16 protein-coding genes are annotated in these 18802 nt (G+C 66.5%); 7 read left to right on the top strand and 9 right to left on the bottom strand.

What is annotated here, in order from left to right; all coding sequences use genetic code 11:
- Positions 1 to 98 precede the first annotated feature (98 nt).
- Positions 99 to 1139 carry a rod shape-determining protein MreB gene (gene mreB / locus IB229_RS20965; RefSeq protein ID WP_192331879.1) on the bottom strand — a complete coding sequence of 347 codons (1041 nt, stop codon included), beginning with the start codon at positions 1137 to 1139 and terminating at the stop codon, positions 99 to 101.
- A 218-nt stretch (positions 1140 to 1357) separates the two neighbouring features.
- On the opposite strand from mreB, the gene gatC reads away from it, so the two are divergent.
- From gatC to IB229_RS20940, 5 genes are all read left to right on the top strand, one after another.
- Positions 1358 to 1645: an Asp-tRNA(Asn)/Glu-tRNA(Gln) amidotransferase subunit GatC gene (gatC, locus tag IB229_RS20960; RefSeq protein ID WP_192331878.1), complete on the top strand. Its 288-nt coding sequence runs from the start codon at positions 1358 to 1360 to the stop codon at positions 1643 to 1645.
- 16 nt (positions 1646 to 1661) lie between these two features.
- Positions 1662 to 3113 carry an Asp-tRNA(Asn)/Glu-tRNA(Gln) amidotransferase subunit GatA gene (gene gatA, locus IB229_RS20955; protein ID WP_192331877.1) on the top strand — a complete coding sequence of 484 codons (1452 nt, stop codon included), beginning with the start codon at positions 1662 to 1664 and terminating at the stop codon, positions 3111 to 3113.
- 11 nt (positions 3114 to 3124) lie between these two features.
- Complete coding sequence (gene gatB / locus IB229_RS20950) at positions 3125 to 4573, top strand: Asp-tRNA(Asn)/Glu-tRNA(Gln) amidotransferase subunit GatB (protein WP_192331876.1); 1449 nt, start codon at positions 3125 to 3127, stop codon at positions 4571 to 4573.
- A gap of 298 nt (positions 4574 to 4871) precedes the next feature.
- Positions 4872 to 5255: a septal ring lytic transglycosylase RlpA family protein gene (locus IB229_RS20945; protein WP_192331875.1), complete on the top strand. Its 384-nt coding sequence runs from the start codon at positions 4872 to 4874 to the stop codon at positions 5253 to 5255.
- A gap of 15 nt (positions 5256 to 5270) precedes the next feature.
- Positions 5271 to 5651: a carboxymuconolactone decarboxylase family protein gene (locus IB229_RS20940; RefSeq protein WP_192331874.1), complete on the top strand. Its 381-nt coding sequence runs from the start codon at positions 5271 to 5273 to the stop codon at positions 5649 to 5651.
- Between the two features lie 86 nt (positions 5652 to 5737).
- Here IB229_RS20940 and IB229_RS20935 read toward each other — a convergent pair whose 3' ends face one another.
- From IB229_RS20935 to IB229_RS20905, 7 genes are all read right to left on the bottom strand, one after another.
- Complete coding sequence (locus tag IB229_RS20935) at positions 5738 to 6532, bottom strand: YfaP family protein (protein ID WP_225579281.1); 795 nt, start codon at positions 6530 to 6532, stop codon at positions 5738 to 5740.
- A 4-nt stretch (positions 6533 to 6536) separates the two neighbouring features.
- Positions 6537 to 8180 carry a DUF2300 domain-containing protein gene (locus IB229_RS20930; protein WP_192331872.1) on the bottom strand — a complete coding sequence of 548 codons (1644 nt, stop codon included), beginning with the start codon at positions 8178 to 8180 and terminating at the stop codon, positions 6537 to 6539.
- 4 nt (positions 8181 to 8184) lie between these two features.
- Positions 8185 to 12735 (bottom strand): alpha-2-macroglobulin family protein, encoded by a 4551-nt coding sequence (locus IB229_RS20925; RefSeq protein ID WP_225579280.1) that lies wholly within the window; start codon positions 12733 to 12735, stop codon positions 8185 to 8187.
- Positions 12736 to 12746: 11 nt separating this feature from the next.
- On the bottom strand, positions 12747 to 13409 hold the full coding sequence (locus tag IB229_RS20920) for a DUF1175 domain-containing protein (protein WP_192331870.1): 663 nt from the start codon (positions 13407 to 13409) through the stop codon (positions 12747 to 12749).
- Positions 13394 to 15127, bottom strand: coding sequence for a DUF2138 domain-containing protein (locus IB229_RS20915; RefSeq protein ID WP_225579279.1), 1734 nt, complete (start codon positions 15125 to 15127; stop codon positions 13394 to 13396). Before IB229_RS20915 ends, IB229_RS20920 begins: the two co-directional genes overlap by 16 nt.
- Before the next feature lie 67 nt (positions 15128 to 15194).
- On the bottom strand, positions 15195 to 15986 hold the full coding sequence (locus IB229_RS20910) for a YfaP family protein (RefSeq protein WP_192331868.1): 792 nt from the start codon (positions 15984 to 15986) through the stop codon (positions 15195 to 15197).
- 171 nt (positions 15987 to 16157) lie between these two features.
- On the bottom strand, positions 16158 to 16988 hold the full coding sequence (locus tag IB229_RS20905; RefSeq protein WP_225579278.1) for a helix-turn-helix domain-containing protein: 831 nt from the start codon (positions 16986 to 16988) through the stop codon (positions 16158 to 16160).
- Between the two features lie 113 nt (positions 16989 to 17101).
- Here IB229_RS20905 and IB229_RS20900 point away from each other — a divergent pair, with 113 nt between their 5' ends.
- Together IB229_RS20900 and IB229_RS20895 are read left to right on the top strand one after the other, a co-directional pair.
- On the top strand, positions 17102 to 17509 hold the full coding sequence (locus tag IB229_RS20900; RefSeq protein WP_192331866.1) for a DUF6713 family protein: 408 nt from the start codon (positions 17102 to 17104) through the stop codon (positions 17507 to 17509).
- Entirely contained in the window at positions 17506 to 17835 is a 330-nt protein-coding gene (locus IB229_RS20895) for a DUF2834 domain-containing protein (protein ID WP_192331865.1), read from the top strand. The genes IB229_RS20900 and IB229_RS20895 overlap by 4 nt, the downstream gene beginning before the upstream one ends.
- Before the next feature lie 10 nt (positions 17836 to 17845).
- Here the strand turns inward: IB229_RS20895 and IB229_RS20890 are convergent, their stop codons facing one another.
- Complete coding sequence (locus tag IB229_RS20890; RefSeq protein ID WP_192331864.1) at positions 17846 to 18787, bottom strand: AEC family transporter; 942 nt, start codon at positions 18785 to 18787, stop codon at positions 17846 to 17848.
- Positions 18788 to 18802 lie beyond the last annotated feature (15 nt).

Raw genomic sequence — 18802 nt, 5'->3', positions numbered from 1 at the left:
GGAGTCAACGGCGGAAATCCCGGTGGGGAGCGACTGTGCCGCCCCCACAAAACCGAAAGCCGGAAGAAGGCTTCCGGCTTTGCTGTACCACGTCTGGCTTACTCGGTGGAAAGCAGGTCCATGGTGTGACGGTCCATCATCTCCAGCGCACGGCCGCCGCCACGCGCCACGCAGGTCAGCGGGTCTTCGGCGACGATCACCGGCAGACCGGTTTCCTGCGACAGCAGTTTGTCCAGGTCACGCAGCAGCGCGCCACCACCGGTCAGCACCAGGCCGCGCTCGGCGATGTCCGAGGCCAGCTCCGGCGGCGACTGTTCGAGGGCGCTCTTGACCGCCTGGACGATGGTCGCCAGGGATTCCTGCAGCGCTTCGAGGACTTCATTGGAGTTGAGGGTGAAGCTGCGCGGAACGCCTTCGGCCAGGTTGCGGCCTCGGACGTCGACTTCACGCACTTCGCCACCGGCGTAGGCGGTGCCGATTTCCTGCTTGATGCGCTCGGCAGTGGACTCGCCGATCAGCGAACCGTAGTTGCGGCGCACGTAGGTGATGATGGCTTCGTCGAAGCGATCGCCACCGACGCGGACGGATTCGGCATAGACCACGCCGTTCAGCGAGATCAGGGCGATCTCGGTGGTACCGCCACCGATGTCGACAACCATCGAACCGCGGGCCTCTTCGACCGGCAGGCCGGCACCGATGGCAGCGGCCATCGGCTCTTCGATCAGGAACACTTCACGGGCACCGGCACCGAGGGCCGATTCACGGATGGCGCGGCGCTCGACCTGGGTCGATTTGCACGGCACGCAGATCAGTACGCGCGGCGACGGCTGCAGGAAGCTGTTTTCATGAACCTTGTTGATGAAGTACTGCAGCATCTTTTCGCAGACGCTGAAGTCAGCGATCACGCCGTCTTTCATCGGACGGATGGCGGCGATGTTGCCCGGCGTACGGCCGAGCATGCGCTTGGCTTCGGTGCCGACGGCGACCACGCTCTTCTGGTTGTTGCCGCTGGTGCGAATGGCCACCACGGACGGCTCGTTGAGAACGATGCCGCGCTCGCGCACATAAATAAGGGTGTTGGCCGTGCCCAGGTCGATCGACAGATCGCTGGAGAACATGCCACGCAGTTTCTTGAACATGGGATAAGAACCCTAGGCAGAGCGTGGAGAAAACGCTGGGTAAAAAAGTGCGGCAAACTCTAACAACGACCAGCCTTTTGGGCAAGGCGCGTGTTGTGCTAAATTGCCTGCTTTTCCGGGCCTTACGGCCCACAATTCGCGGCGTTCGACCGCTGTGTGCGACATCCGTTCCCACCTGCCTCCCCTAGGTCACCCGCCCCTCTCCCTGGAGAATCCCGATGGCGCTTGAACGCTCCGACGTGGAAAAGATCGCCCATCTCGCCCGCCTGGGCCTGAACGAGGCCGATGTTCCACGAACCACCGAGACCCTCAACAATATTCTCGGTCTGATCGACGCCATGCAGGCAGTCGACACCGATGGCATCGAGCCGCTGGCCCACCCGCTGGAAGCCACTCAGCGTCTGCGCGCCGACGCGGTCACCGAGACCAACCAGCGCGACGCCTACCAGGCCATCGCGCCCGCCGTACAGGACGGCCTGTACCTCGTGCCGAAAGTCATCGAATAGAAGGAAAGGGTTTCCCATGCATCAATTGACCCTCGCCGAGATCGCCCGCGGCCTCGACGCCAAACAGTTTTCCGCCGAAGAGCTGACCCGCACCCTGCTGGCACGCATCGCCGAACTCGATCCGCAACTGAACAGTTTCATCAGCGTCACCGAAGAGCTGGCCCTGAGCCAGGCCCGGGCCGCCGACGCCCGTCGCGCCAACGGTGAGACCGGCGCCCTGCTCGGCGCGCCGATCGCCCACAAGGACCTGTTCTGCACCCAGGGCGTGCTGACCAGCTGCGGCTCGAAGATCCTCAGCGGCTTCGAGGCCCCGTACGACGCCACCGCCGTCGACAAGCTCGCTGCTGCCGGTGCCGTGACCCTGGGCAAGCTGAACATGGACGAATTCGCCATGGGCTCGGCCAACGAATCCAGCCACTACGGCGCGGTGAAGAACCCCTGGGACCTGTCCCGCGTACCGGGCGGCTCCTCCGGCGGCAGCGCCGCGGCCGTTGCCGCGCGCCTGATCCCGGCGGCCACCGGCACCGACACCGGCGGCTCGATCCGCCAACCGGCAGCTTTCACCAACCTCACCGGGATCAAGCCGACCTACGGCCGTGTTTCGCGCTGGGGCATGATCGCCTACGCCTCCAGCCTCGATCAGGGTGGCCCGCTGGCGCGCACCGCCGAGGACTGCGCGCTGATGCTGCAAGCCATGGCCGGCTTCGACGCCAAGGACAGTACCTGCGTCGACCAGCCAGTGGACGACTACCTCACCGCCCTGCAGCAGCCGCTGACCGGCCTGCGCATCGGCCTGCCGAAGGAATACTTCGGTGCCGGCCTCGACAGCCGCATCGCTGACGCAGTGCTGGCCGTGGTCGAGGAGCTGAAAAAGCTCGGCGCCACGGTCAAGGAGATCAGCCTGCCGAACATGCAGCACGCGATTCCCGCCTATTACGTGATCGCCCCGGCAGAAGCCAGCTCCAACCTGTCGCGTTTCGACGGCGTGCGCTTCGGCTATCGCTGCGAGAACCCAGTCAACCTCGAAGACCTGTACAAGCGCTCGCGCGGTGAAGGCTTCGGCGCAGAAGTGAAGCGGCGCATCATGGTCGGCACCTACGCACTGTCCGCCGGCTACTACGACGCTTACTACCTGAAAGCGCAGAAGATCCGCCGCCTGATCAAGAATGACTTCGTCGCCGCCTTCAACGACGTCGACGTGATCCTCGGCCCGACCACGCCGAACCTGGCCTGGAAGCTTGGCGAGAAGAATGCAGACCCGGTGTCGGCCTACCTGGAAGACATCTACACCATCACCGCCAACCTGGCCGGCATCCCCGGCCTGTCCATGCCCGCCGGCTTCGTCGACGGTCTGCCGGTTGGCGTGCAACTGCTTGCGCCCTACTTCCAGGAAGGTCGCCTGCTGAATGTCGCCCATCAGTACCAACAAGTTTCTGACTGGCACAAACAAGCACCGACTGGCTTCTGAGGACGACACACATGCAATGGGAAACCGTGATCGGGCTGGAAATCCACGCCCAGCTCAGCACCCAATCGAAAATCTTCTCGGCCAGCGCCACCACCTTCGGCGCCGAGCCCAACACCCAGGCCAGCCTGGTTGACCTCGGCATGCCCGGCACCCTGCCGGTACTCAACGCCGAAGCCGTGCGCATGGCCTGCAAGTTCGGCCTGGCGATCGACGCGCACATCGCGCCGAACAACATCTTCGCGCGCAAGAACTACTTCTACCCGGACCTGCCCAAGGGCTACCAGACTAGCCAGATGGACCACCCCATCGTCGGCAAGGGCTTCCTCGACATCACCCTGGAAGATGGTACGACCAAGCGCATCGGCATCACCCGTGCGCACCTGGAAGAGGACGCCGGCAAGAGCCTGCACGAAGACTTCCACGGCATGAGCGGCATCGACCTCAACCGCGCCGGCACCCCGCTGCTGGAAATCGTGTCCGAGCCGGACATTCGTTCGGCCAAGGAAGCGGTGGCCTACGTCAAGGCGATCCACGCCCTGGTGCGCTACCTCGGCATCTGCGACGGCAACATGGCCGAAGGCTCGCTGCGCTGCGACTGCAACGTCTCGGTACGGCCGAAAGGCCAGGCCGAGTTCGGCACCCGCGCCGAGATCAAGAACGTCAACTCGTTCCGCTTCATCGAAAAGGCCATCAACCACGAAGTGCAACGGCAGATCGAGCTGATCGAAGACGGCGGCAAGGTGGTGCAGGAAACCCGCCTGTACGACCCGAACAAGGACCAGACGCGCTCCATGCGCAGCAAGGAAGAAGCCAACGACTACCGTTACTTCCCCTGCCCGGACCTGCTGCCAGTGGTGATCGAGCAGAGCTTCCTCGACGACGTGCGCGCCAGCCTGCCGGAACTGCCGGTGCAGAAGCGCGAGCGCTTCGAGGCGCAGTTCGGCCTGTCCGCCTACGACGCCACCGTGCTGGCCGCCAGCCGCGAACTGGCCGACTACTTCGAAGCGGTCAACGGCGTGTGTGGCGATGCCAAGCTGGCCGCCAACTGGGTGATGGGCGAGCTGTCCAGCCTGCTCAACAAGGACAACCTGGACATCGACCAGTCGCCGGTATCCGCCGAACAACTGGGCGGCATGATCCTGCGCATCAAGGACAACACCATCAGCGGCAAGATCGCCAAGATGGTCTTCGAGGCCCTGGCCGCCGGCGAAGGCACCAGCGCCGACGAGGTGATCGAGAAGAAGGGCCTCAAGCAGGTCACCGACTCCGGCGCCATCGAGTCGATGCTCGACGACGTGCTGGCGGCCAACGCCGAGCAGGTCGAACAGTACCGCGCCAGCGACGAAGCCAAGCGCGGCAAGATGTTCGGCTTCTTCGTCGGCCAGGCGATGAAGGCCTCGAAAGGCAAGGCCAACCCGGGCCAGGTCAACGAGCTGCTGAAGAAGAAGCTCGAAGGCTGAGGCGGCGCTAGCCAACGCCTGCGTTGGCCCGGCAAACGACCGGCCATGGATGGCCGGGCCGGGCTTCCTTACAAGCCAGGATGGCTTGCGATAACGACGCCGGGCTTGCCCGGCGTCGTGCTATTCGCCGGGCGGCTGACCTCAGCGTTTTCAGCAGCGCTGGGGGATGTGCTACGCAACATCCACCCTATTGCGGGGTTGTCGCATACGCGTCAGCAAATCCACCCACTCACCGTTTCCATCACGCGTCGATAGCTGTACAAAGCCACATCGCCCCACCACTGCCCTGGAGCCGCGCATGCGCCGCCTATCGATTCTGCTGACGATGATCGGCCTGCTCAGCGGCTGCAGCCTGGTGCCCACGGGCCAGGGTGGCAGCACGGCTGCCGGCTACAGCGCCGAGGGCAAGGCCTCGTACTATGGCAAGCGGCATCACGGCAACAAGACCGCCAGCGGCGAGCGCTTCGACCAGAACGCCATGACCGCCGCGCACCGCACCCTGCCCTTCGGCACCCAGGTGCGGGTGACCAACCTCGACAACGACCGCTCCGTGGTGGTCCGCATCAATGATCGCGGACCCTACGGGCGCGGACGCATCATCGACGTCTCACAACGCGCCGCCGAGCAACTGGACATGCTGCGCAGCGGCGTGGTGCCGGTGCGCGTGCAAAGCCTCGACTGACCACGGAGAGCCACCATGAGCGACACGAAAACCGGCGAGCAGGTACGCCGCCAGGTGATGGGCGACAGCTTCGTCGACCGCGCCCTGAACAACGCCACCGACTTCAGCCAGCCGCTGCAGGATTTCGTCAACCAGCACGCCTGGGGCGGCGTGTGGAACCGCGAGGGCCTGCCGCTGAAGACCCGCAGCCTGATCACCCTCTCCGCCCTCACCGCGCTGAAATGCCCGCAGGAACTCAATGGCCACGTGCGTGGCGCGCTGAACAACGGCTGCACGGTGGAAGAGATCAGAGAAACCCTGCTGCACTGCGCGGTGTATGCCGGCGTGCCAGCCGCTATCGACGCCTTCCGCGCGGCGCAGGAAGTGATCGACGCCTGGCAGGCCGACCACGCCTGATCGCCAGGCGGACAGCACCCTACGCGCCATAAGCGCCGTGGTGAACTCGCGAGGCGGCTTATCGGGGTGCGCGCGCCCCTCATGCGTTATGGATAGCTGAAACGCTTCACCAGCGTCAGCTCGCCTGGCGTGCGCATCGGCACGATGAACGACTCCTGCTTCTCGTTGACCGTGCCCTCTTCGCTGATCACCGTGAGCTGCGCGGTGGTCAGCGCCTGGGCCGCGTCGCCGTCGCGGTAGCCGCCGCCGTAGTAGTTCACGTAGACCAGGTACTGGCCCTTGAGCGGGGTCGGCGAGGCGATCATTTCCGGGCCGTAGCCGGTGGTCACGTCGACATCCAGCGCCGCGCCGTTGGCCAGGCCACGCTCGCCGTACCAGACATGCCCGGCATCGGGCGTGACCAGATGCAGGTCGAGGTCGGTGTTGTCGCTGTCCCACGACAGCACCACGCGCAGCCTGGCCGGCGTCTCGCCGCTGCCACCGTTGTAGAACTGCACACGACGCTTGCCGCTGCCGTCTGGGCTGCGCACTTCCACGCTGTTGCTGCCGGCGGGAAACACGAACGGGCGGTCGAAGCGGCCGTCTTCCTGCACCTTGAGCGGCATGCTGATGCCGTTGACGATCAGCCGCGCCGGGCCGGCGTCGGCCTTCGGCTGCGCCTGGATCGAGCCGCTGATGCGCGCGGTCTGCGCTTGGTCGGCAGCGACGTTGACCGACGACGCCGGGTAGTTGACCTGCTGCATGAAGCGCGCGCCTTCACCGGAGCCCTGGCGCCAGCCGGCGACCGGGGTATCGATGCGCACCTGGTCGGCGGCCTGCGTACTGGCCAGCGGCAATAGGCTGGCCAGCAGGGTTGCGGTGACGGAGAGACGAGCGCGCATGGGACTATTCCAGAAGTAGGTGGCGGGCGAGGCTTTCGACATAGTCTTCATCCTGGCCGTTGGGGTGGGCCTCGAAGGCCAGGTGCAGGTATTCGTGGGTCAGGTCGAGACGGTCCTGCAGCGAATGCAGGCCGCGCACGAAGATGCGCCGCCGCTCGCGGTCGACATAGGGGCGCCCGGACACCAGCTGGCAGACGGCGAACTGGCGCGTCTCGCTGTAGCCCGGCTCACCATCCAGGCGCGGCCGCCACTGGCGCTGCTGTGCCAGCAGCCAGGCCTCGGCAGCAGCGAGTGGCTGGCAGGCGGCGACCGGCTTGTCCCAGCGACTGAGGCTGGCGCGTGGGTAGGCGCGCAGCAGAATGGCGTCGTAGCGCATGCCGCTGGCGGCCTGTTCGACCGCCTGCTGCCAGGCCAGGCGATCACGCCCGGGCTGGTCGGAGTGGTAGGTGACCGGGCTGCCGGCCAGCACCAGGTCGTCGGTCCAGGCCGCGATCTGCCGCGCCGCCGCCGAAGCCGGGCGCGGCGCCACGCGCTGACTGGCGCTGCTGTCGCCAATCGCCAGGCATTCGCCGCGGCGCTGCGCGCTCTGCAGCAGGTAGGTGCGGATCGCGATGGCCAGGGCCTTGGCCGCTTCTGCCGGCTGCGCATTGGCTTCACGGTCGAGCACTCGGGCGACGTAGTCCTCACGCGAAAGGCGCGCGATCAGTTGCAGATGATCCGCGCTGCGGGCGAGGAACAGTTCTCCGGTGCTCTCGATGGGCAGACGGTTGCCGTTGGCGAACTCGACCTCGTAGTGACCACGCAGTGCACCGGCCGGCACCGCCTGCGCCGAGCCCGTCTGACGCACCTCGCGCAGCGGGTAACGGCTGAACAGCTCGACTTCGACGCAGGTACCGGCATCGCCCGGCCAGGGAGTCGGCAGTGCACCGTCGAGCACCTCGCCGTAGCGCACGAGAATGCTCTGGCTGGTTCCCGGACCACCGACCCACAGCGGCGAGCCGTCAGTCAGCCAGCCAGCGAAACCACCCTGACGCGCCTGGTTGTCGTGCTCGGCCAGCCAGCTCCAGGTCTTCACCCGCAGACGCCCGCCCAGGGCACTCAGCGCCTTGCCTTCCGGCGCCTTGAGCAGCACGTCGAGCAGCACCGTGCGCGCCTGCTCCTGAGCCGGCAGCTGCGCCAGCACATCGAGCAGCTCGGCAACCGCGATGCGTTTTTCCGGCTTCAGCTGCCCGAGGTCCTGCAACCAGAGCGGCGCGGCGTGCGCCTGCCAGTAGCGCGCCCACTCGGCCGCATCCAGCTGCAAGCGCGCAGGCTCGAAGTACAGGCCACAGGACTGCGCCAACGCGCGGTCGCGCTCGATGCTTTCACCCGGTGCGCAGCAGTACACCTCGTCGCGGTCCTGGCCCTTGCACACATAGGGTGGCTCCGCGCGCTGCTGGTCGACCAGGTAGGCGTAGACGAAGAGTTTCCACAGGCTGCCCAGCGGTGCCTGCAGCTCACCCGGCAACGCCGTGCGCGCCAGCACCTGTTGCGGGCTGAGGCTGATCAGTTGATCGCCCTGACTGCCGCGCAGCGCCAGTTGCAACGGCGGCTCCCCCGCTTCACCGAGCAGGGGCAGCAGCACCAGCAGCAACCAGCCCAGGCGCACGGGATTACTCGACCCGCAGCTCGGCCAGTGCCGGCTTGGCTTCCAGCGCCTGATCCTGCGGCGCGTACATGCGCTGGTAGCGTGCCGGCGGCAGGCTGAACTCGCCTTTCTGCGAGAAGCGCACCAGGTGACGGAACACCAGCGTGCCCTGCAGGCTGTCGACCGGCAGCGCATACAGCAGCTGGCCCGGTTCATGGCGCGCCTTCTCCAGCGGCGCGGCCTCTTCCGAGCCCAGACCGCTGACCTGAATGCCCCAGGTGGTGCGCTCGACATCCGCGCCCGGCGGCAGCGGCACTTCCAGCAGCCCATAACGCAGCGGACGCTCGCCGTCGGCCTCCAGAGTCACTTCGTCGAGGTACAGGTTGTCGCTGGAAATCGGCGCGTCGCCCACCTCCTCGACACTGAACTCGAAGGCCTTCTCACCCGGCACCAGGCGCAGCAGGCGACGGCTGACGCTCACCGACAGGTTGCTCGCGGCCGCCTGGGCGCTGCGGAAACTCAGCGCCACATCCAGCGGCTGGGCCAGGTCCTGTGGCAGTTCCAGGGCAGTTGGCAGGCCTTCGCCCTGCCATTGCCAGTAGCGCTCGCCACTGCTGCCCTGCTTCTGCTGCCAGCCGGCGCCAGGGTTCGGTGCCTCACCGACAGGCGCTTGCTCGACTGCATGTTTGAGCCAGGTCAGCGCCAGGGCGCGCTCCAGGGTCGACTGCTCCGGCGCCAGGCGTTGCAGCAGGGCCACGGTGCGGGCCTGGTCGCGCGGGGCGAGCATCAGCTTGACGGTTTCAGCGAACGGATGACGGCTGGCGTCGAGCACCTGGCCGGCCTGGCCCAGTTGTTCACCGAAGGCCTCGACCAGCGCCACCTGGCTCTGCCGCGCCAGGTCGGCAGTGAGCAGGCGGGCGATGGCCAGGCCCAGGGTGGAGTCCGGCTCGGCCATGACCAGGCTGGTCGTGCCATCGTCGCCCGCCGTCTCCTCCTCGCCCTTGCCGGCATTGCCCAGGTCGGCCATCAGGCCCTCCACCAGGCTGCTCACCGGCAGCTGCATCTCGCGGGCGAACGACAGGATCAGCGCACGCTGCAGCAGCGGCGTGGTCGCCGCCTGCTTGGCGTAGATATCCAGCACGCGTTGCCAGTGATCGGCTGGCAGGCTGATGTTCAGCGCGCGGCTGGCATGCCAGTCGGCGTAGTAGGCGTAGGCGGTAAGGAAGGCATCTTCCTGGGCGCCATCGCCCCACCAGGTGAAGGTCGCGTCGGGGCCGGCCATCTGCACCAGGCGCAGGCGACTGTTCTGCATGATCAGGCGTAGGCGGTCACCGATGCGCGCCTCGCCCTTGGCCAGCGTCGGGTACGCCAGGCTCAGCGGCAGCAGGCGGCTGGCGGTCTGCTCGACGCAGCCGTAGGGGTAATCCAGCAGCGCGTCGAGGTTGTTGTTGAACAGGCCCTGGGCGCTGTCGTCGAGGCGCAGGCGGACGTCGCTGGCGTCGTCCGGCAGGCTCAGCTGATTGGCACCGGCGTTCGCCGTCAGCCGCGTGGTCTGCAGGTCCTGCCAGCCGGCGGCAGTGGTGCGCAGGGTAACGCCGAGCGCATCGACGACCTTGCCGTCCTGCTGCAGTTCGGCGGCCCACTCGCCACCGGCCAGGGCATCCTGGGCCAACGGCACGTAGTTGATGCCCTTGGCCAGTTGCAGCTCGGTGCGTTTTTCCTGCCCGGCGTAGCGGGTCAGCAGTTCGGCCTTGCTGCCGTCCTCGCCCTGGTTGAAGACGAAGATACCCAGCGCCGGCTTGTCGCCGGTACGGAAGCCGGTCGGGCCGCTCCATTTCAGGTACAGCGGTTTTTCCGAGCGGATGAACTGCTTCTTCTGGCCAACCTGGCCGTCGTCGTTCACCGCACGTGCAGTGATGCGCCAGCGGGTCAGCGAGTCGGGCATGCGGAAGGTGAAACGCGCCTTGCCGTCGGCATCGGTGACCAGGTCCGGCTGCCAGGCGGCGGTGTCGACCTCTTCGCGGCGCGGCCGCTCGAGCACCTTGACCCCACGCTCGCTGCGGTTGGCGCGACCGGGGGCGGTCGGCGTGCCCGGCAGGGCCACGTCGTAGCTGATGAACGCCAGGCTGGCGCTGGTGCGTACGTTGTTGCGGCGCGGGTGGTAGAAGAACTGGTCGATGCCCGGGGCGATCTCCGGCTGCAGCGCGTAGATCATCTCGTCCACCACGCTGACCGTCAGGCGCGTGGCGCTCGGCTTGCCGGCGAAGCGCGTGTCGATGTCGACGGTCACGGTCTCGCCCGGCTGGTACTGCTCCTTGTCGGCGACGATGTTGATCTCGACCTGCGGCTGGGCAACCTTGATCCCGGCGTTCTGGAAGCTGTAGTCGCCGCCCTTGGTGTAGAGCACGGAGAAGGTCAGGTTGGGCGCGAACGCCGCCTGCACCGGAATGCGTGCGCGGTACTGAGTGTCGTTGAGCTTCTCCAGTTTCAGCCAGTCGCCGCCCTGGGACAGCAGCGCGGTGGCCTCGACCTGATCGCGCTCCAGGGTCAGCAGCGCATCGCTGACCGGCTCGGGGAAGGTGATCAGCGCCAGGGCTTCGTCACCTTGGGCGTACTCGGCCTTGTCCAGCACCACTTCCACGGTGCCGGCCACCGAGGTGATGCCATCGCCGCTGACCGAGTGGCCGGTGGCGCCGAGGATCAGGCCGTGCTGGTCCTTGAGGGTGATGCTGTAGGTGCCGGGACGCTCGAAGGCGATGGCGAAGTCCTGGGCGTCGGCGGCGAGCGTGCCGTCGCCCTTGCTCTGGTCTTCCAGGCGCACCCACTCGTAGCGGGCCGGCTTGTGTTCGGTCGGTTGCTCGGCGCGCAGGCTGAACGCCACCTGATCACCGACCGCGCTGAAGCGTTGCGGCGCACTCAGGCGATAACGCGCGGCGCCACGCTCGATGAGGATTTCCTTGCTGGTCTTGACTCGGTAGGCCGCGCCGTCGCTGGCGAACACGGTGAGCAGGTAGCGGCTCGGCTTGTCCGCGGCCGGCAGTTCAATGGCGGCGCGACCCTGGTCGTCGGTCTGCAGCTCGGTGCTGCTCAGCTCCACGGGGAACTGGCCGAGGTACTGCAGCTCGTTGTCGATCATCGACAGCTGCTGCGCGCGCAGGCTCAGTTGCAGACGCGCTTCCTGCACCGGCTTGCCATCCGGGTAGAGCAGCACCAGATTGCCGGTGATCGCCTCGCCGGTACGGAAATCGGCCTTGCTCAGGTCCAGCGACACCTCGAAGTGCGGCTTGATGTACTCGGCGACGCGGAAGGCGCTGCTGTAGGCCTGGTCGCGGTAGGTGAAGCGCAGTTCGTAGCCACCGGCTACGGCGTTGACCGGCAGCTGGAAGCGGCCGTTGGTGCCAGCCTTGCCATCCAGGGCCAGGTCGAGGGTCTGCAACACGGTACCGCTGGCGTCCAGCACGCTGAGGCTGACCGGTGCGCTGTTCGGCGCCACCGACTCACGGGCGTTCTTGAACTCGCGGCCGACGATCTTCACGTTGACCCAGTCGCCCGGGCGATACAGCGGGCGGTCGGTGAAGGCGTAGAGTTTGGTGTCGTAGATCTCGCTGTCGTAGTAGAAATTTTCCGAGACGAACACGCCGCCCTCGGCATCCTCGCCGAGTACATAGGAACGCTCCGGGCTGCTGTGCTTCAGGCGCAGCAGGCCCTGCTGGTCGGTGCTGCCGCTACTCATCACGCCGATGCCGTCGCTCCACAGCACCTTGGCCGCGGCCACGGCGCTGCCTTCATGCTTGCGTGCGGTCCACACCAGCAGCTCGTCGCCGGCGATCTTGCTCACCGCCACGGTGTTGGAAACGAAGACCATGGTGGTCGCGCGGAACTTGCCGACCAGCGCCTCGACCAGGTACAGGCCCGGCTTGAGCTTGCCCAGCGGGATGTACACGTTGCCCGGCATGACGTTGGTGAACTGGCTGGACGAGCCGGCCAGCTCGACGCCCTTCGGTGGTTCGATCGGCTTGGCATCCCACAGCGGGTAGCGGAACTGGCTGATCAACGGCAGGCCCTTGATCGGCGCGAACTGCGGCTGTGCGTCGAACTGGGTCGGCTCGGCAATCGCGCGGCCCATCTTCAGCTCCGGCACTTCCTCGGTGACCTGCTGGCGCGACTCGAAGGAGAACGCGCGCTGCATCACCCGCCGCGACTTGCGGTACCAGTTGTCCCACAGGTAGCTGAGGGTGTTGGACAGGCCTTCGCCCTTGAACTGCCCCTCGGCGACCACGCGGTGCAGGTTCTTCTGCCGTTTGAGAAACTCCAGCGGCTGCTCGATGCGGTAGACGCGCACGTCGACACCGCCATAGGGCTCCATGCGGTAGCGGCGGTAGTCGCGGCCCGGCGCCTCGAGACGCACCTGGGCCACCTCGTCGGTGGCGAAGCTGCTGTCGGCGAGCAGGAAGAACGACTCGCCGGCCAGCGGCGTGTAGCCACTCGGCTCGACGCTGTCATCGGCCTGGGCACCGAACGGCAGCAACAACGCCGCGCACAGGGCCAGTAACGGGGTACGGCGCAGAACACGCATCGCGTTGGCCTTCATCGAGAGAGAAAGTGCAGCCGATAGATGCCGATAAAGTTGGGGTTGGATTCGTCGGGTATCCATCGGGTGTCCTTCCATGTCATGAGTTGTTGCACGCTGACCGAACGCATGCCGTTGTCGGTCGGCGTGACGGTGCCGGTGTGGTAAGCGATGTGGCGGCCCATCCAGATCATCAGATGCTGCTCATCGCCCTGGTCGAAGAAAATCAGGTCGCCCGGGCGTGCCTGGTTGAGGTCGCGCCCGGTGAAATGACTGTTGTACTGGATCAGTTTGATCGCATTGACGTAAGGACCGACCTGGCCGCCGCCCTGCTGCCATTGCTGCGCCAGTTGTCGCTGCGGCGCGCTGAGTTCCAGCTCCGGCGGCAGGTAGCGGTTGCTCAGGCCATTGCTGCGCAGCCACTTGGCGTCGTGAACCTTGAGCGCCTCGTTGGCGGCGAAGCGCACCAGGCCGGCACAGTCCTGCTGGTGCCAGCGCGGGCTCGGGCCCTGGCGCAGCTGCTCCTGGGCGATGCGCACGAACCAGGCACGGAACACCTGCGACTGCTCGGCATCGAGCGCCGGCGCGGGCTCCGCGACGGGCTCCGCGCGTAGCGTCAGGCTGCTCAGCACCAACAGCAGCGCGGCGCCCAGGGGCAGCCATCTCACAGCGCGCGCCATTCCAGCGGCAGCCACTGCCAGGCATCACTCGCTTCGGCGTCGGCCGGCAGGGTCAGGGCATATTTCTTCTGCCCGGCCAGGGTTCGCAGCTTCGGCAGCAGGTGGGCCTGGGCGGCGTTGCGGAACACCGGCTCCATGTCGGCCGGCAGGCTGTCGAGGGTCTCGCGCTCGAACAACGCAGAGAGCGTGTCCGGCGCCAAGTAGGCCGGCACCAGGGCATCCTTGGGCAGTACGTCGGCGAGCGGCGGGAAGCGTTTGTCGAGGGTGCTCAGCGCCTTGTCGACCAGGCGATCGTCCAGCGAGAACAGCAGGGTCGAGCCGTGCCGCGCCAGGCTGATGCGGAAGAACCCGCTGGCGGCCAGGGCGTCCGGCTGCTCGGCCTGGCTGGCCGGGTACTGGCCGAAGTTGGAGCTGACCTCGCGCTGCCAGGTGCGCTGCTCGCCATGGGTTTCGCCGGTGACCGGGAAGGAGCCGCCGACCGCGTTGGCCTCCCAGGCGCCGATCACCGAACCGAACAGCGTGCCGATGCTTTCGTCGACCTCCTTGCTTGGCGGCGCATCGAGCTGGCCGACCAGCAACGGCGAGTGCAGGCGCGATTCGGCGTACCAGCACAGGCCGGCCGCGCCGGTCAGATGGCTGGTGAGCTCCTTGGCCATGTCGTCTTCGGCGCCGACCTTGACCAAAATCTGTTCCGAGGCGCCGGCGGCGACCGGCAGGGCCACGCAGGCGCTGGCGCCCATCGGCATGGCACGCCACACCGGGGAGAAGTCGAACGCCGGTTGGTCTTCGGCCTCGTTGAGGGCGAGGAAGCTGTGCCAACCGGCGTCGTCCATCTCGAAACGCAGGCCGGCGAAAGCCGGGATGAAGCGCTGGTAGCCGAAGGCCAGGTAGCTGGAGCTGAGCGAGATGCGCTGGCTGCTGGCCTCGCGCGTATCCAGGCCGAAACGCTCGTGGAACGGATCGTCGCCTGCAAGCAGCGCCTCGATGCTTTCGGTGGCATCGCGGGCCTGCTGCGCACCCTCGTAGTCACCGTCGAACAGCATGCCCTGGTTGGACAGCACCAGCAGCTTGTCGCCGTAGCTGGCGAACAGCAGCGCGCGCTCGGCGTTGTAGCGCAGGCGATAGAGCGCCACGGCGTCACCGTCGACGTCCAGTTCGCCGACCTGGCGCATCTGGGTGTCGTCGCTGGCGATGCGCGCCAGGGGCTCGAGCACCTTGGCCAGGCCACCGCGCTCCATGAGCAGGACGAAGTTCTTCAGCTTGCCATCGGCGCCGCGCCACAGCGCGACCTCGGCGGGCTGGTCGAGCAGTTCCTCGATCAGGTTGTCCTGCAGGGTCAGCTCGTGCTCGAAGATGATCCGCCGCAGGCTGCCGAGCAGGCCCAGGCGGTCGGCGTGGCTCTCGTAGTAGAAGACGAAGTCCTCGGTCAGCGTGTCGCGCAGCAGCGGTACGCTCAGCAGGTCTTTCGGCAGGCGGCTCAGCGAGGCGCTTTCGATCAGCGCGTCGGGACGCTGCAGATCCAGCTGGTAGCTGCTCTGCTCGGCCAGGTCGCGAACCGCCTTCGGCTCGAAGAAACCGCTGAAGAACAGCCCGGCAGCCGAGGCCGCGCCGACGCCCAGCACGCCAAGGGCGATCAGCGCGCCGCGCGTGCGCGGGGACATCCGGCGCTCTGCGGCAGTGCTGTCGGTGGCAGTGCCGGCGGTAGTGTTCTCGCTCATGTCTGGACCCCAATTCATCCGTGCGACGGGAAACAGGCAGCGCCGGGAGCAACGCCCCGGCGGCCACTCAATAGTTGAAGGATTTGATCAGTTGCAGATCGCCGATACCGCGCAGCGGCACGACAAAGGTCTCGCGTTTCTCGTTCGGCGTGTTCTCGTTGAACACCAGGCTGATCTGCGCGGTGATCACCTCGTTCTGGTTGCTGCCGGCCTGGAAGTTGTAACCCTGGCTGCTCAGGTTGCCCCAGTAGTTGACGTAGACCAGATAGGTGCCGTGCAGCGGCGCGGTCATGGTGAACATCTCGGGGCCGGGGCCGTCGACGCTGTCGACATCCAGACCGCCGCCGTTGCTCATCACCGGGCTGGCCCAGAAGGCGTGCTGACCGTCGGGGGTGATCACGTGCAGGTCGAGTTCGGCTTTCGGGTCGTCCCAACCGAGGGCGACGCGTACGCGGGCCGGAGTTTTCAGGGTATTGGCTTCGTAGAACTGCACGCGCTTGAGCGACTGGCCGTCGGCGCTGACCAGCTCGACGCTGTTGGAGCCGGCGCCGAAGTTGTAGGGGCGGGCGAAGCGGCCTTCCGCGTCGGTGTACAGCGGCAGCGGGTTGCCGTTGACCACCAGGCGCTGCGGCTGGCGCACGCCTTCCAGGCCCTGCAGCTTGCCTTCGATCATGCTGCGATTGCGCTGCGCACCGCGGTCGATGGGCGGCGTGGGATAGGCCACGCGCGGGTTTTCCGTGCGGTCGAGCAGGCCGGAGTAACGCCAGCCGGCGGTCGGGCCATCGAGAGAAGCGGAGGGTTCTGCCGTGGCAGCCGACGCCAGCAGCGTCAGGCACAACAGCGACAACAGGCTGCGCATGATTAATCCTTTAAACGGGCGCAAAAGAAGGCAAGGCTAACGGCTCGCAAACGCCCTGACAATCGATCGATCCAAACAGCCGACGGAGTTACGCAGTCAGTCACAACTCCCGCGCCTCGAAGCTGACCGACCAGGCAAAACGCACAATATCTGCCGGCGCCAGCCCGGCCTCTAGCTCGCCTCGGCGCCCGCGCTGGCGAGGCGTTCGCAAGCCGCGGTCATCGCCTGCCATGTCGCCGGATCGGCCGGAATCAGGTGTTCGATGCGCAGCGAAGCCACGGTGATATCCAGCGGCATGCCGAAGGTGGTGAAGGTCGACAGAAAGCGCAGCTCACCCAGGGAGGAGTTCACTCGCGTCAGCAGCAACGGCGGTAGCGCCTCGTCTCGCGCAGCCTCCACATGGCCCTGCGGCGTCGGCAGCCTGCTCAACCGTTGCGCGAGCGTGGGGTTGCTCAGCGCCTCGCGCGCCGCGCGCTGCCAGGCGACCTGGCGGATCTCCTCGGCGTTGAGCAGATGATCGCCAAGCCCACCGGGCACCATCAGGGTTTCCAGCAGATTGAGCGGCCCGCCCCCATCCACTGGTAGCCCGACCAGGCTGAACAGCGCAGCGACGGCGGCATTGGCCGCCACGACCTGCCAGTTACTGTCGAGCACGATCGCCGGGGCCGGATTATTGGCCTGGAGGATATGCAGCATGGCGTTGTGCACCACTTCCAGCGCCGGGTCTGCCAGGGGCAACGCCTCGTAACGCGGCGCATAGCCGGCCGCGAGGAACAGCGCATTGCGCTCGTCGAGTGGCGTATCCAGCGCCGTGAGCACGGCGTGCAACGTCACCGGGCTTGGCCGCGAACGGCCGGTCTCGACGCAGCTCAGGTAGCGCTGCGAGATGCCCGAGTGCAGGGCCAGCGCCATCTGGCTCATCCGCGCGCGCTGACGCAGTTGGCGCAACTGCAGACCTACGGCGGCGGGTTCGACAGGCGGGATGTGAGAGGGTCTGAACATGTCGGGACTGTGGCAGTTGCCCCGTGGGCTGTCTATGACCTCAGAGGTCATTGAGCCTGCGCGACGCACCCGACTAGCCTGGCGCCATTGAACACCACGCCAGGTAACAACGCATGAAGAACACCCTGTTCACACTGTGCTTCAGCAGCTTCATCGGCCATGAGCTGGACGCCGTCAGCCAGGCCGAGTGGCGACTGCTGTATGGCTTGCGCGATTTGCCAGATGCGGTCGCCGAGCCCTTGTTCGTCGCCTTGCACGTACCGCTGTTCGCGCTGCTGATCGCCCTGGCCTGGGCTGAACATACCAAGCTGCGCGAGCGCACGCGTTTGCTGCTGGCCGGCTTCAGCGTGTTTCATGCGGGGCTGCACCACGCCCTGCGTCACCATCCGCTCTACACCTTCGACTCGCCGCTGTCGCAAGCCCTGATCTTCGGCTGCGGCCTGCTGGGGTTGGCCTACCTGCTGGCCCACTGGCTCGGCCGCCGGCACACCCTCAATTCAATAACAGGAAGCCACCAGTGAACCGACCCTACCTGACACTCGCTGCCCTGCTTGGCTTCAGCACCTACACCCTGCTGACGATGCTGTGGGCGGAACAATCGCTGATCCAGTTCGGTATCCAGCTGCTGTCCAGCCCCGACACGGCGCAGGTGGTCATCGACCTCTACCTGATGGCGGTGCTGGCGGCCGTGTGGATGGTGCGGGATGCGCGGGCCAGAGGAAAAACCCTGGCCAGGGTGCTGCCCTACCTGCTGCTGACTGCCTTCTTCGTGTCCATCGGCCCGCTGCTGTACATCGTGGTCAATGGTTTCCGCCAGCCAGCCCCTGGCAGCAGACACGCCGCCTAGGCAATGGCCGTCAGATCCAGCCGCCCCACTGCAGCACGAACAGGCCGATGTTGGTGCTGACCACCGCCACCAGCGTGGTGATCACGATGATCGCCGCCGCCAGCTCGTGGTTGCCGCCGGCCGCCCGGGCCATGACGTAGCTGGCCGCTGCGGTCGGGCTGGCGAAATAGAGAAAGAGGATGGCCAGCTCGGCGTTGCGGAAACCGCAGAAGAAGGCGCCGACGGTGGCCAGGATCGGCAGCCAGATCATCTTCATCAGGCTGGCACCGATGGCCAGGCTGCTGCTCGCGCGCAAGGATGCCAGCGACAGGGTGCCGCCGATGCAGATCAGCGCCAGCGGCAGGGTCAGCTGGGCCAGGTACTCGCCGGAGGTGGTCAGCCAGCTTGGCAGCGGCACCCGCCAGTAGGCGAACGGGATGGCCAGCAGCACGCCGATGATCAGCGGGTTGCGCAGGATGCTCTTGAAGATGTTCCAGACGCTGGTCTTGCTGTTGGGGTTGTAGACCTCCAGCACGATGACCGAGAGCGTGTTGTAGCAGAGGATCACCACGCCACCGAGGATGCCGCCCAGCGACAGGCCGTAGTCACCATACAGGCTGGTGGCCAGGGCCAGGCCGATGATGCCGTTGTTGCCGCGGAACGAGCCCTGCACGTAGATGCCGCGCTCGGCGCGCGGCACCCGCAGGATCGCCCAGCCCCAGGCAAACAGGTAACCCAGCAGCGTGGCCAACACGAAGTAGCCGAGCACCGCCGGCTGCAGCGCGGTCGACAGGTCGGCATGCAGGATGGCGAGAAACAGCATCACCGGCATGCTGACGTTGAAAGTCAGGCGCGAGGCGGTGTGGATGAAGTTTTCGTCGATCTGCCCCAGGCGCCGTAGCAGCACACCGAGGAACAGCATGGAGAACACCGGAATGGTGATGGTGAGGGTTTGCAGAAAGAGAGCCAGCATGCGCGCCCCGCAAGT

Source organism: Pseudomonas sp. PDM14 (assembly GCF_014851905.1).
GTDB lineage: Bacteria > Pseudomonadota > Gammaproteobacteria > Pseudomonadales > Pseudomonadaceae > Aquipseudomonas.
Note: the sequence above shows the minus strand (reverse complement) of the source record. Positions and strands in the feature narration are given on the sequence as shown.

Coding starts and splice junctions, on each gene's coding strand:
- mreB (WP_192331879.1), bottom strand. CDS start 1,139: ATGTTCAAGAAACTGCGTGGCATGTTCTCCAGCGATCTGTCGATCGAC.
- gatC (WP_192331878.1), top strand. CDS start 1,358: ATGGCGCTTGAACGCTCCGACGTGGAAAAGATCGCCCATCTCGCCCGC.
- gatA (WP_192331877.1), top strand. CDS start 1,662: ATGCATCAATTGACCCTCGCCGAGATCGCCCGCGGCCTCGACGCCAAA.
- gatB (WP_192331876.1), top strand. CDS start 3,125: ATGCAATGGGAAACCGTGATCGGGCTGGAAATCCACGCCCAGCTCAGC.
- IB229_RS20945 (WP_192331875.1), top strand. CDS start 4,872: ATGCGCCGCCTATCGATTCTGCTGACGATGATCGGCCTGCTCAGCGGC.
- IB229_RS20940 (WP_192331874.1), top strand. CDS start 5,271: ATGAGCGACACGAAAACCGGCGAGCAGGTACGCCGCCAGGTGATGGGC.
- IB229_RS20935 (WP_225579281.1), bottom strand. CDS start 6,532: ATGCGCGCTCGTCTCTCCGTCACCGCAACCCTGCTGGCCAGCCTATTG.
- IB229_RS20925 (WP_225579280.1), bottom strand. CDS start 12,735: ATGCGTGTTCTGCGCCGTACCCCGTTACTGGCCCTGTGCGCGGCGTTG.
- IB229_RS20920 (WP_192331870.1), bottom strand. CDS start 13,409: ATGGCGCGCGCTGTGAGATGGCTGCCCCTGGGCGCCGCGCTGCTGTTG.
- IB229_RS20915 (WP_225579279.1), bottom strand. CDS start 15,127: ATGAGCGAGAACACTACCGCCGGCACTGCCACCGACAGCACTGCCGCA.
- IB229_RS20910 (WP_192331868.1), bottom strand. CDS start 15,986: ATGCGCAGCCTGTTGTCGCTGTTGTGCCTGACGCTGCTGGCGTCGGCT.
- IB229_RS20905 (WP_225579278.1), bottom strand. CDS start 16,988: ATGTTCAGACCCTCTCACATCCCGCCTGTCGAACCCGCCGCCGTAGGT.
- IB229_RS20900 (WP_192331866.1), top strand. CDS start 17,102: ATGAAGAACACCCTGTTCACACTGTGCTTCAGCAGCTTCATCGGCCAT.
- IB229_RS20890 (WP_192331864.1), bottom strand. CDS start 18,787: ATGCTGGCTCTCTTTCTGCAAACCCTCACCATCACCATTCCGGTGTTC.